Source organism: Chryseobacterium sp. 3008163, assembly GCF_003669035.1.
Classification (GTDB): domain Bacteria; phylum Bacteroidota; class Bacteroidia; order Flavobacteriales; family Weeksellaceae; genus Chryseobacterium.
The window spans coordinates 1,273,634-1,286,270 of the sequence record NZ_CP033070.1 but is presented as its reverse complement, the minus strand read 5'-3'; the positions used below and the strand labels follow the sequence as shown (position 1 = coordinate 1,286,270).

10 protein-coding genes are annotated in these 12,637 nt (G+C 35.6%); 2 read left to right on the top strand and 8 right to left on the bottom strand.

The genetic code is table 11. From position 1 onward, the window contains the following. Window positions 1–57 precede the first annotated feature (57 nt). The gene (locus EAG08_RS05740) at window positions 58–2,868 is read right to left on the bottom strand and encodes a GH92 family glycosyl hydrolase (RefSeq protein WP_129534627.1); all 2,811 of its coding nucleotides are present in this window, start codon (window positions 2,866–2,868) and stop codon (window positions 58–60) included. 126 nt (window positions 2,869–2,994) lie between these two features. Between EAG08_RS05740 and EAG08_RS05735 the strand changes: the two genes are divergently transcribed. Together EAG08_RS05735 and EAG08_RS05730 are read left to right on the top strand one after the other, a co-directional pair. Next, the gene (locus tag EAG08_RS05735; RefSeq protein WP_129534626.1) at window positions 2,995–4,098 is read left to right on the top strand and encodes an Mrp/NBP35 family ATP-binding protein; all 1,104 of its coding nucleotides are present in this window, start codon (window positions 2,995–2,997) and stop codon (window positions 4,096–4,098) included. Window positions 4,099–4,139: 41 nt separating this feature from the next. Continuing rightward, entirely contained in the window at window positions 4,140–4,388 is a 249-nt protein-coding gene (locus tag EAG08_RS05730) for a NifU family protein (RefSeq protein WP_129534625.1), read from the top strand. On the opposite strand, the gene EAG08_RS05725 is transcribed toward EAG08_RS05730, so the two are convergent. From EAG08_RS05725 to EAG08_RS05695, 7 genes are all read right to left on the bottom strand, one after another. Further along, the gene (locus tag EAG08_RS05725) at window positions 4,323–5,150 is read right to left on the bottom strand and encodes a barstar family protein (protein WP_129534624.1); all 828 of its coding nucleotides are present in this window, start codon (window positions 5,148–5,150) and stop codon (window positions 4,323–4,325) included. The two genes, EAG08_RS05730 and EAG08_RS05725, sit on opposite strands and share 66 nt — an antisense overlap. Before the next feature lie 94 nt (window positions 5,151–5,244). Next, complete coding sequence (locus EAG08_RS21505; protein WP_185145179.1) at window positions 5,245–5,835, bottom strand: T9SS type A sorting domain-containing protein; 591 nt, start codon at window positions 5,833–5,835, stop codon at window positions 5,245–5,247. Between the two features lie 401 nt (window positions 5,836–6,236). Further along, on the bottom strand, window positions 6,237–6,623 hold the full coding sequence (locus tag EAG08_RS05715) for a hypothetical protein (RefSeq protein ID WP_129534623.1): 387 nt from the start codon (window positions 6,621–6,623) through the stop codon (window positions 6,237–6,239). Between the two features lie 222 nt (window positions 6,624–6,845). Continuing rightward, entirely contained in the window at window positions 6,846–9,899 is a 3,054-nt protein-coding gene (locus EAG08_RS05710) for a choice-of-anchor I family protein (RefSeq protein ID WP_129534622.1), read from the bottom strand. Window positions 9,900–9,986: 87 nt separating this feature from the next. Continuing rightward, window positions 9,987–10,643 carry an NAD-dependent epimerase/dehydratase family protein gene (locus tag EAG08_RS05705; RefSeq protein ID WP_129534621.1) on the bottom strand — a complete coding sequence of 219 codons (657 nt, stop codon included), beginning with the start codon at window positions 10,641–10,643 and terminating at the stop codon, window positions 9,987–9,989. Between the two features lie 471 nt (window positions 10,644–11,114). Beyond that, the gene (locus EAG08_RS05700; protein WP_129534620.1) at window positions 11,115–11,573 is read right to left on the bottom strand and encodes a hypothetical protein; all 459 of its coding nucleotides are present in this window, start codon (window positions 11,571–11,573) and stop codon (window positions 11,115–11,117) included. Window positions 11,574–11,632: 59 nt separating this feature from the next. Then, window positions 11,633–12,517, bottom strand: a complete 885-nt coding sequence (locus EAG08_RS05695; protein WP_129534619.1) for an exopolyphosphatase — start codon at window positions 12,515–12,517, stop codon at window positions 11,633–11,635. Window positions 12,518–12,637: the final 120 nt, after the last annotated feature.

Genomic DNA, 12,637 nt, shown 5'->3' with positions numbered 1-12,637 from the left:
AAAACAAAAAAACGCATCATAATTTACGATGCGTTTTTGTTTTATGTACAATTATTCTTATTTCACGGCAATCTCATCCACGAAAATATATGCATCACCACCTGCACCTTGATGCCATTCCGGAAGTTTTCCGAAGTGATACGCTTTCACTTTTAGGTAACGAGCTTCGGTCGGAAGAACTTCAGTTGAGAAATCTTTCACCTGAACTGTTTCATCCTTCGCATCAATGTTATTTTCCAAAGTTTTCAGAAGAATAAATGTTTTTCCATCCATCGAAGCGTAGTATTCCACTTTTTTCGGCATCAAAATCCATGCTCTGCTGTCTTGCAAATAGGTGGATGAAATATACTTGATTTGTTGAGGTGATTTAAAATCAATAATTGCTTCAACCGTTTGTCCCTGATAACCTTGCCATTCTCCTTTTCTCCAGTTTACGTCACCGTTGATTCCGTCAATTAAGGCAAATTTTCCACCTGCTGTATATTGCGGATTAACGTTAGCATTAATGGTAATATCCCAATGATTTGGTCTTCTGTTGAAATTGGCAGTTGTGATTCCGCTTTTCTCGCCATTTCTTTCGGCGTACGTTGAAACCTGTGTCGTTTTACTGATCGTGAAAGGTTCTTTATAGACTTTAAAAGTTTTTCTAACGTTAGCATCATTTTCATCCATTGTCATGTAATAGACTTTATCTTTTTCGTTCAAAGGTGTGATTTTCACCTGAGTCGTAAAATCAAACAATCTGTCAGCAGCAATGACCGGAGAAGCGGTTTGTTCTGTATATTTTAAATCTTTAACAGCTTTTATATTTTCAAAACCTAAATGTTTAAGTTCACTTTTTGGAGTGCTTTTCGTAATAACTCTTGTCGTTCCATCTTCCAAATGAAGTTTAATTTCATCAAAATAAGGCGTTACGGTTTCCCATTCAGATTTCCCTGGAGTAACTGAATAAATTCCCATTGAGCTTAAAATAAACCATGCGCTCATCTGTCCGCAATCTTCATTTCCAATCAAACCATCCGGAGCATTTTTATAAAAATTGTCAAGAATATATTTGATTTTTTCTTCCGTTTTCTGTGGTTTATCAACGAAATTATAAAGGTAAGCGATGTGATGGCTCGGCTCATTTCCTTGAGCGTATTGTCCCATCAATCCAGTGATGTCCACCTGTTCTCTTCCTGTCGTTTTATCGGGAGCTGCGAAAATAGCATCAATAAATTGTTCAAATTTTTCCTTTCCGCCATGTGCCTGAATCAATCCCGGAATATCCTGCGGAACGAAGTAAGAATAATGCCACGAATTTCCTTCTGTGTAATTGTTATTCACTTCTCTCGGATCAAACGGTTCGTACCAGTTTCCGTTCTTTCTTGCCTGCATAAAACCGTTGTTTGGATTGTAAAGGTTTTTCCAGTTTTGAGAACGTTTCATGAAGTATTCGTAATCGTCTTTTTTGTTTAAAATTTTCGCCATTTGAGCGATGCACCAGTCGTCGTAGGCGTATTCCAAAGTTTTAGAAACACTTTCGTGCTCATCATCAATACTGATATAGTTGTTCTGCTTGTAAGCATTTAAACCAAAAATATCCTGCATCGCTGAATTTTTTGAAGCTTCAAACGCTTTTTCATAATCAAAACCTGTAATTCCTTTTGCCATCGCATCTGCAATTACAGAAACACCGTGATATCCAATCATACACTCAGTTTCATTCGAAGCTAATTCCCAAACCGGAATTCTTCCGCCTTGTTCACGTTGTTTAATGAAAGTATTGACGAAATCTGCCGTTCTTTTTCTGTCAATTAAAGTCATTAAAGGATGCGCCCCTCTGAAGGTATCCCAAAGCGAGAAAACAGAGTAGTATCCGAAATCTTTCGCCATGTAAAATTTATTATCTCTGCCACGATATTTTCCGTCAACATCCATATTGATGTTCGGTTGCGTGAAAACGTGATACATTGCGGTGTAGAAAACGGCCATTTTGTCTTTATCGGCAGACTTAACTTCAATTTTTGAAAGTTCTTTATTCCAATCTGCTACCGCCTGATTCTGAATTTCATTGAAATCATTCGATTTTCCTTCAGCCAGCATATTTTTTCCTGCACCTTCGTAGCCTGTGGGAGAAATTGAAACTTTAACAAGAATTTTTTCACCTTTTTTAACCTTTGTCGAAAATGCCATCTTTAGTTCAGTCAATTTTTCAGTTATAAAACCTATTTGTGGATTTTCTGTTCCTTTCGAACTCATACTCCAAGGCATTGGTTTAGAAAACTCAATTCTTGCGTAAATTTGTTGATTGGTTGCCCAGGCTTCACTTCTACGGAAAACTTCAATGGTTTTTTCATCAATGATTTTCACTTCACCTTCGAGCAATTTATCACGGTGATTGAGATCTAAAATAATATTAGCATTTCCGGCTTTGTTGAATGTATATTCATGATAACCAACTCTTTTTGTCGTGGTTAAACGAACGTCGATGTTGTGTTTGTCCAATTTAACCGAATAAAATCCGGCAGTCGCTTTCTCGTTTTTATGAGAAAATTTTGATGAATATTCTTTTGGTGTCAAACCTGGATTTCCCATCGTAGGCATCAGCATAATATCTCCATAATCCGAAACTCCCGTTCCGTTGAGGTGCGTATGAGAAAATCCGTAGATCACCGAATCGGAGTAGTGATAACCACTACAACCGTCCCAACTTCCGTCGATTCTGGTGTCGGGTGAAAGCTGAACCATCCCAAAAGGCACGATAGCACCGGGAAAAGTATGACCATGACCACCCGTTCCGATGAAGGGATTCACATATTGTGAATAATTTTGTGAAAATAAATTATGGCTAATCAATCCTAAAAGGATGAATAAAAATTTTTGCATGAGTTTAAAATTAAAGTCGCCCTAAAATACACAAATTTTAGGTCTACAAAAGAATTTATCAATCAGTCTCTTTATTGATTCTAAATAGCTAAAATTTCCGTAAATTTGTACCCAATTTATATTTTTATGTTGACTAAAGAAAAGGTTCAGGATTTCCTTAAAGAAATAGAAGTAGATGATTTGGTGAGTAACTTTCAGGTAATGGGCAGCGATGTATATATCGACATGACCGCTCATTCACCGGCAATGCACGAAAAAAAGAAGCTTGAGGCAGCCATGAAGCAGGCTTTTGCAAGCGAATTTGGAGAAGAAATTAATTTAAAACTAAAAATAGTTTCTCCCGAGCCAAGCGAAGTTCAGCTAAGTCAGATCAAAGGAAAACAAATCCCTGGAATTCAAAATATTATCGCCATCGCATCCGGAAAAGGAGGGGTTGGTAAGTCTACTGTTGCTGCGAATCTTGCAGTAACTTTAGCAAAAATGGGTTTTAAAGTTGGAATTTTAGATGCCGATATTTACGGGCCGTCTGTTCCTACAATGTTTGATACAGAAGGGCAGAAGCCGATTTCTGTTGACGTGAATGGAAAAAGCTTAATGAAACCTATCGAAAATTACGGTGTGAAAATGCTTTCCATCGGATATTTCTCAGGAGCAAATCAAGCAGTTGTCTGGAGAGGTCCAATGGCTTCAAAAGCTTTAAACCAAATGATCAGAGATGCAGCTTGGGGAGAATTAGATTTCTTGTTGATCGATCTTCCTCCGGGAACAGGTGATATTCATTTATCCATCATTCAGGAAGTTCCGGTAACGGGAGCAGTGATTGTAAGTACACCTCAACATGTTGCTTTGGCGGATGTGAGAAAGGGTATTGCGATGTTCAATATGGAAAGTATCAACATTCCGGTTCTTGGATTGATAGAAAATATGGCGTATTTTACACCGGAAGAATTACCTGACAATAAATATTATATCTTTGGAAACCAGGGAGCACAATATTTGGCGGATGATTTAAACATTCCTGTTCTGGGTGAAATTCCGTTGATTCAGAGCATCAGAGAAGCAGGAGATGTGGGAAGACCTGCAGCGCTTCAGGAAGGTTCTAAAATTGCAGAAATTTATACAGAAACTGCAAGAAAAATGGTAGAGAGTTTAGTAGAAAGAAATAAGTTTCTACCGCCTACAGAAGCTGTGAAAATCACGACAATGGCAGGTTGCTCGCCAAAAAAATAAATAATGATTTCAAATTAATTTTTGAAAAACCAAATTCGAATATGGAGACAAATATAGCACACGAACAAACTGTAACCAAGGTATTGGAAGCTCTTGAAAGCATTCGTCCGTTTTTAAACAAAGATGGCGGCGATATCGAGCTTTTGGATGTAAAAGATAATACCGTTTTTGTAAAACTTCTGGGAAACTGTTCGGCTTGTTCTCTTAATTTCTCAACATTGAAATTAGGGGTAGAAAATACCATCAAACAACACGCTCCCGAAATTGAAAAGGTAGTCAATGTAGAATAAAAAATACGACGATATATTTTTTGAAGACAGATCTTGAAGGTCTGTCTTTTTTTGTAAGTTTATTTTAACATTAAATTCTTCAAATATTTGCAGAATTTCAGTAAATTTTGTTTTAAAAAGCTTCTTACTCTTCTGATGATTTTTCCATGTTAATTCTTTAATTGATTCGACTCCAAAATCTCCTCTCATACAATCGTATAGAGCGGGAATATTTCTTCCGAAATAACCAGGTAATCCATTGATTTCTTCTCCGAGAGTACAAAAGAATTCATCAAGATTATGAAAATCATCTCCGTCGATTTCAATTTTTAGATTTTCCTTTGAGATACCAGAATGCATATTGTTTAATGCAAAGACCAACCAACCTTGTAATTCATCCTTTTCAAAACTTTTCCAAATATTTTTCCCAGTGATTTGGTTATTCATCTTCATTATCCATGCTTTATAATAACCTTTTGGTTGATGCCACACATATCCCGTCAAAGTGATATCATTCTTTTTAAACTTTAAAATTTTGATATTACTAATGAATGTTCCCGTAAGAATTGAATTATTGTGATTTAAAAGATAAATACAACCTTGATTATCAAAATTGGCAGTGGCTTTTTCTATTTCTAATTTTAGCTGTTCAGGATTTTCAACATTAATTAGCCTCAGTTTGCGAAAACCAAAATTGGTTTTATTGCTTTCGAGATTTTTAACATCTTCAATCAGGGAAATGATTCGAGGTTCTTCAAGTGTATCAAGCGCAAATGCAAACATAATGTAAAGTTAAAAATTAAAAGTAACGATTTTTTTCAACAAAGAAGCCCCGGAAAAAATTACCGAGGCTTCATTAAAATCAAATATGAAAATTTTACTTTACAATTACTCTTTTCACTTCACCTTCTGAAGTTTTAATTAAATAAACTCCGGTGTTTAGTTTTGAAGTGTCGATGGTTAAGGCAGATTTTTCTTTTCCAAGAATTTTTCCGCTCATATCGTATAACTCGTAGCCCTGGGTTTTGTTGAAATGTAAGTTTTTTCCTTTGTTTACAGGATTCGGGAAGATATTGAAGCTTGATTTCTCGGGCTTCACTTCGTTAGCTGACAGGTTTGCATTTGAAATATTATATTTAGCAACAATGTAGTATGACGTATTGCCGGTGTATTTGTCTCCTGCCGCGTAGATAGAATTGTTTTTTACAATTAGAGAGGTGTAAGACCCATCAATGCCTGTTTCTTTGTATGAATTTTGATTATTGATTTGCACCAAATTCCCCGAATTATTATAATGAGAAATAAATGGATGCTCAGAGGTTGATCCTCCTACAAAATAAAATTCGTTTCCATGATTAACAAAATTACTGTAGAAATCAAGAGTATTATTATCATTGGTCAGATTAATAGTATTCGATAGACTTCCCGCCGTGTTGATGTTATAAAATAGGTTGTTGTCTAGATCCAAAGAATTAATATTTCCATTGACGTCAATTTTTGAAAAATAATAACTTGATGCCGGATAAGTAAAGTTTCCATTAGAGCCAAAACTGTTTACAATTGTTCCTGTTAATGTCGTTTTACTTATTTTATCATTATGAAAATTTAGTATTTCTGAACCAGAGCTTAATATATAACCGTTATTGTTTTGTACAATAATTCCATTATTTCCGTAGCTGTTATCCGTTGTGCCGTTTGATAAAAGTTTAATAAATCTTGTACCTGTAGATAATAAGATTGAACTATCCGATAAAACTACGGTGTTGTTGTTTCGGAAACCGTTCGCTCCATTAAAAGTAGTGGTAAATTCTCCAGCAGTACCAAATGTAGTGTCTAGTGATCCGTCATTTAGATTATATCTTCTGATACTTATTTGTGCTGATGAATCTTCCGACGTTTTTGAAATGAAACTAAAATTTTATCCGATCCTTGAGGTATTATTGTGAAATCGCTCACATAATTTGGTAGCGTTAAAGTACCACCAATCCCGAAAGAAGTATCATAGCTTCCATCTAAATTAAGTTTGTAAATTTTATTTGGAGTTAATGAAACAGATGAAGGAACGTCTTTTCCGTAAACAAAAAGTTTATTGTCGGCACTTTCTATAATCTGCAAATCATCAGCTTCACCAGTTAATGGTATTGAAACTATTCCATTATTTCCAAAATTAGTATCTAAATTGATGGTTTGTGCATTCAAATTTAAATAAAAAGTGGAAATCATTGCGATAGCCGTAATAGTAATTTTTGTAGTCATAAAGTCTATTAATTTTTTGCGCGAATTTAGTTGTTTTTTAATTTTTTTATATGTTGTACATCTAGAACTTTGTTGTACTAAAGTAAGTAAAATTGCTGATTAGATATGATTAAACCGCTGTATTTATCTTAAAAAAAGAGTACCATATTCAAAAAATAGTTGTTTGAAAAAAGCCCCGGAAAAAATTACCGAGGCTTCATTAAAATCAAATATTTATAAAAATTACTTCACAATTACTCTTTTCACTTCGCCTTCTGAAGTTTTAATTAAATAAACTCCGGTGTTTAGTTTTGAGGTGTCGATGGTTAAGGCAGATTTTTCTTTTCCAAGAATTTTTCCGCTCATATCGTACAATTCGTAACCTTGTGCTCTGTTGAAGTATAAAGTGTTTCCTTTGTTCACAGGATTTGGGAAGATGTTGAAAGTTGCTTTCTCGGTTTTAACTTCACCCGTAGATAACGTTGGCGAAAGGGCAACTTCGTACATCGATAATGTTCCACTGATTTCGTTGGCAACGATGACGTAACCTTTTCCATTATTCATATTTGCAGCAGGAATGTAAGTGATTCCTTCCGGTCCGTTGTCTCCTCCAAATGCAGAAGTTGATCTTGAATGTTTGTAATCTACAAAAGTCACGTTGTTCGGATCTGTAACGTTATAAACCATCACGCCTCCGGTTCTTTCCAAAGTGATAAATGCGAAAGTTTGTCCATTAATAGTTCCTAAAGTTACACCTTCAGGTTCAGGACCTTTTGCACGACTTCGGGTTTTGGCTCCGTTGGCTTCGTTATCGGCATTGAAAATCAATGGATGGTAGGCTGCAACATGTCTTTCAAACTGATCTCCGCTATCGAAAACCAACTGTTTGGTGTCTGTATTGAAAATTGAGAATGATCTTGCTCCCAAAGCGTGAATTTCTTCGTATTCAGCATCACCATCTGTGTTTCCATTTACACTTGTCGTTCTGAATCTTCCTAAATTATGAGAAGCTTTTAAAATCGAAGCATTCGGGAAAACCGTTGAATCTAAAGCATATCCACTGGCTCCAACCGTTGTTCTTTCGCTGAATCCGCCTAAATCTTTTTCGTCTCCTTCGTTTGCAGTAACAAGATAGTTGGTGTTTCCGATTTTATAAGATGCCATCGCATCCGGATTGTAATAAGCTTTCACAGGCCAGTTGGCAATCAAAACTTCGCCATTATTGTCTGAAGCGTCGAAGCCGTTTCCTGGAAGACTCATATCTTTTTTACCTAATCCCCAAATTCCAGTCAATGCTTTTGTAGTTAAATTAACCTCAATAATCGCATTGTTTTCCTGACAAGAAACCCATGCTTTCTGGCTGTCCGGACTGATCGCAATATATTCAGGTTCTAAATCCTGAGCCAAAGTGCTGGTTGATTTTACTTTTCTTCCTCCGGTAGTTGCTAAAGTAGCTTCCATTCCGTTAAACTGAGTGAATCCAAGGGTTGTAACACTCGTTTGCGTTAAAGCCTGAATTCCTGCTACTGTTAAAGTTGGTACATCAATAATACTGATTGAACCTTCCGGATCTACTGTGTATGCATCGTTTGGTTCGCCCTCATTTGCGGTCATTACTTTGGTTCCGTCTGGTGTGAAAGTAATCATGTCAGGTAAAACGCCAACGTTTAGTTGTTTCAGGAAAACTCCATTAATGTCAAAAAATACCACCGAACCATTTCCTTGAGGATTTGTTCCGTTGGGAGAAGCCACTGCGATAATTCCGTTCTTTACTGCGATGCTTGTAATTCCACCATAAGGGGTCATGTTGACAGTTTGGATAACTGTTGGTGTAGTCGGATTTGAGAAATTAATGATATCAAAAACATCTGTTAACGAACTAATCGTGAACAATCTTTGTGTGGCAGCATCATGAACTACAATTTCTGTCGAGCTCGTACTGTTTCCTGAAGGATCAAAACTTCCGATATAATTTAATGAAATTTGGTTGGATGGAACCGGAGCCGCTTTATCATTATCAATAATATAAACAGTAGAATTAGCATCGCCTGTAATCGTTGCTCCGACCGGATTTTCAAGACCAACCACAAAATATTCAGCCTGCTGTTCTTCCAAAGTATCATCGATGATCGGAATATTTACCGTAACGCTTGTCGTTGATGGCGTAATGTTAATGGTTTGATTAGCTAAAGTAAAATCACTGCTGTTGGCGGTGTTGAAAGAAGCCGGTTTTACCACCAAATTCACAGTCGCATTCGAAGGGTTGGTTACATTGATTTTAAATGCTAAAGTTCCTGCATTTTCATTGATTTTAATTAAGTTTTTCTCTAAAGCAATGCTTGTCGCTGCCGTTGTGAAAGTACTTGAAGTAGTCGCCGTTACCGTATTGTCGCTCGTATCTTCAACTAAATTTGGTTTTAAAGCTAAATAATAAGCCTGATTCGGAACCAAACCAGCGGTAGGAATGACTGTAATTGCATTGTTCGCGAAAGTTGTTGTAAAAGGAACCACAGTTCCGGTTGCGTTAGTTAATCTTAATTCAACCAAACTCTGAGCGTTGGCAGAAGTAATCGCAGAATTGTCAATTAATCTTACATTTTCGTTAAACGTAATTGTAGGATTTGCCGTTGTAGAAGCGTTGTTCACGTTATTTGAAGGCAAATACGCAACAGTTGGTGGAGTCGTATCAACACCTCCTGTTGGAGTAGCATCAACGGTAAAGTTATCAAATCTGTTGTTTCCGACAGCACCTCCTGACCCTGAAGCAAATTCAACTTTCAGCTTGAAATTCGGATTGTTTGAAGCTCCTGCAATTGCAGAAAAATCTAAAGTTGTCAATGTAGGTGCACCGTCTACCGGAGAAACAGTCTGGAAAGTCTGATAAGTTGTTCCGTTTGTAGAATACGACCACGTTTGAGTTCCTGCTCCAGATCCTGATCTTCTGGTAATGAATTTTACAACGACATTATTATAGCCCGTTGTAGGAATATTGAATTGTAAATTTCCGAAAGTTGGATAGTTATATCTTAAATGCGTTCCGATTGGATCACTGTTTCTAGCATTTTCTGCAGTGAAGTTTTGCCCTGTTCCGTTAGCAAAATCTACATAAGTATTGGGTAAACTAGTTGATGCAGTGATTGATCCGGATAATAGGGTCGAAGTGGGAGTCAACATAGCTGCTTCAGAAGTACTGTTGTTAAAGTTCCAGTAATGAACTAATGTGGTCTGTGCAGTAAGTGCTCCGTGAAATAATGCGGCGATAGGCAGTAAACCTCTCAATAGGTATTTATTCTTCATTTTACTTAATTATAGATTTGTGCAAAAATGAAGATTTATCTTTGTGAAGGTTTTAATTAAACTTTAACAAATGATTAATTGTGTGTATTATATTTTAGATTTATTTGCTAAATTTTTAATGTCTTTGATCTCAAGTACAGATTTTTGATACCCTCTTTTTACGACATTAATCATTGCTTGTCCAACCTGATGTAGCGATAATGTTTTTGAAGGAAAAATAAGAGGGTAAAGCCAGATTAACGGTTTGAAAAGTGTTTTGACATTTTTCTGACCTTTTACAGGCTTCATAAAACCAGGACGGATATTGTAAACACCTTTAAACCCGAGTTTCTGTAAATCATTTTCGGTTTTTCCTTTTACTCTTGCCCACATGACTCTTCCTTTTTCGGAGCTGTCTGTATGAACTCCTGAGACAAAATTGAAAGTGCTTTCAGGATTTTGATTTAAAACTGCATTCGCAAAATGGAGTGTTGTGTCATAAGTAATTTTGGTGTAATCTTCTTTGCTCATTCCCACGCTGCTGATTCCTGCGCAGAAGAAACATGCATCGTAACCCTTAAAATTTTCATCGTTAAGATTTATTTTTAAAAAATCGGGAACGAGATATTCTTTTAGCTTTGCGTGTTTTTTTCCGGATGGTTTTCTGCTGACACTTAAAATTTCAGAGACATTTGGATTTTCTAAACATTCCATTAAAATGCCTTCGCCCACCATTCCTGTTGCACCTGTAAGAATTATTTTCATTTAAAGTTTTTCATTTGTTTTAAATGACGTTTGTTTCTTCGAAATTACTTTAAAATGAAATAGTAATGATGGAAAATATAATGTAAGATTAATTTTAAAAATACTAAGTTAACCTCATCTGTTAATCAGTTCTAATGAAAACACGGCATCGCTTCGAGTAGATTTTAAAAAAATCGTATCGAGAAGTTTTTGATTTATGGCCTGTCTGCCGTTCACGGGTTCTCGATACAAAATTCTTCCAGAATTTTACTCGAACTGACGAAATTGAAGGTCAGGTTTTTAGCCCCGATTGAAACGGCATCCTTTTTTTTTGCGTTGGGAAAAAGGCGGCTGAAAAAAAAGATATAGTGGAAAGCGGGAATTAGCTTCAAAAAAATCCGGCCACTTGCGCAACAGGATTGTATTAAAAGTAGATTTTTTCTGATGATTTTTTTGCCAATTTGTCTTCTGAAAATATGGATTTAAAATGATTTACCATTCTCTCCATTCTTCAGTAATATCTTCTTCCGGTTTATTGTAACCTTTTTTGCTGCTTTCTAAAATTATTATTTCAGCAATTTGTTCACGTTCGGATGTTTCGATAAGTTCAAAATCGCATTTTTCATTGAGTTTATTGAGCTTTTCAATGGTAATTTTTACAATTTCCATTCCTTCATTTTTCGATTTGGAATTTGATATTTCTGAAAAATAATTATTTAGAATCTTTGCACATTCTTCAACATCGATTTTAGTGTAGGAAGCATGTGCATTTTCCATATATTCTAGCATTGACTTTTCTAGAATGGAAATTTTATTTTCTTCTTTTGGCATCGCAGGGGGTTTTTCAGTTTCTATTTTACTTTCTGATAAGTTAGCATTTTTCTTCTGTTCGTCACAAGAATTTGCAACAAATAGGAATGCTAAAATAGAAGTAAGAAATTTGATTTTCATAAAGTGAAATTTAGCTATAAGCAATCTTTAAATATTTATAGTATTGTAGAAATACCTATTTACTTTTCCCCCGAAACCCTCTCATAAATATTATGAATCAATCCATCCGCAACAGAAATTTTCGGAACAAAAATCTTATTAATTTCTGCCCAATGCATCACGAAATTGTAGATTTTCAAAGCGTGAGCCAAAACATCGGCTCTATCTTCTCTAAAGCCGTATTTGGTCATTCTTTCCTCAACAGTCAAACTATTGAATTCCTTATAAGCATTTTTTAAATAAGCAATTGACATGGGTTTGCCGTCTTTGGTTTTGCTCATCGAGAATACTTTATTGATGTTTCCGCCGGAACCTATGGCTACAATTTGTTTTTTGCTGCTGATGTTGGCTTTTATTTCTTCTTTCATTTCTTTCCAATTGTCTTCTGTCACGAGATTGTTGAGAAGACGAATCGTTCCAATGTTGAAAGATTTTTCGTAAACCATTTGATCGTTTTCGTAGAAGGTAAGCTCTGTAGAACCACCGCCAACATCTACATAAAGATAGGCGAAATCTTTGTCAAGACCTTCTGCAACGTGATTCTCATAAACCAAAGTCGCTTCTTCATCCCCAGAAATAATTTCGATGGAAAGATCAGCAAGATTTTTTACTTTTTCAATAATTTCCTTTCCATTTTCAGCATCACGCATTGCGCTCGTGGCGCAGGCTCTGTAATGTTCAACTTTATAAATTTTCATTAAATCACTGAAAATTTTCATTGAATCTAAGACCATTTTTTCTCTTTCAACCCCGATTTTTCCCAGAGTGAAAACATCCATTCCTAATCGCAAAGGTATACGCAGGAGATTTAATTTAATAAATTCGGGTTTTCCGTTTTGAATTTTCACCTCGTTGATTAAAAGCCGGGCTGCATTACTTCCTATGTCTATCGCTGCAATGATCATTTTTAGATTGTATTTTATTGAATTTCAGTTGTTTAATTTAAAATCGAATATTTTTAAAAATCGAATGTACAAAAATTAATTCTTTATGTTAATTTCAGACAGTATTTAATGCTTCTTCTA

Bases quoted from the DNA above. Each gene is read 5' to 3' on its own strand.
- EAG08_RS05740 (WP_129534627.1), bottom strand. From the start codon at position 2,868: ATGCAAAAATTTTTATTCATCCTTTTAGGATTGATTAGCCATAATTTA.
- EAG08_RS05735 (WP_129534626.1), top strand. From the start codon at position 2,995: ATGTTGACTAAAGAAAAGGTTCAGGATTTCCTTAAAGAAATAGAAGTA.
- EAG08_RS05730 (WP_129534625.1), top strand. From the start codon at position 4,140: ATGGAGACAAATATAGCACACGAACAAACTGTAACCAAGGTATTGGAA.
- EAG08_RS05725 (WP_129534624.1), bottom strand. From the start codon at position 5,150: ATGTTTGCATTTGCGCTTGATACACTTGAAGAACCTCGAATCATTTCC.
- EAG08_RS05715 (WP_129534623.1), bottom strand. From the start codon at position 6,623: ATGACTACAAAAATTACTATTACGGCTATCGCAATGATTTCCACTTTT.
- EAG08_RS05710 (WP_129534622.1), bottom strand. From the start codon at position 9,899: ATGAAGAATAAATACCTATTGAGAGGTTTACTGCCTATCGCCGCATTA.
- EAG08_RS05705 (WP_129534621.1), bottom strand. From the start codon at position 10,643: ATGAAAATAATTCTTACAGGTGCAACAGGAATGGTGGGCGAAGGCATT.
- EAG08_RS05700 (WP_129534620.1), bottom strand. From the start codon at position 11,573: ATGAAAATCAAATTTCTTACTTCTATTTTAGCATTCCTATTTGTTGCA.
- EAG08_RS05695 (WP_129534619.1), bottom strand. From the start codon at position 12,517: ATGATCATTGCAGCGATAGACATAGGAAGTAATGCAGCCCGGCTTTTA.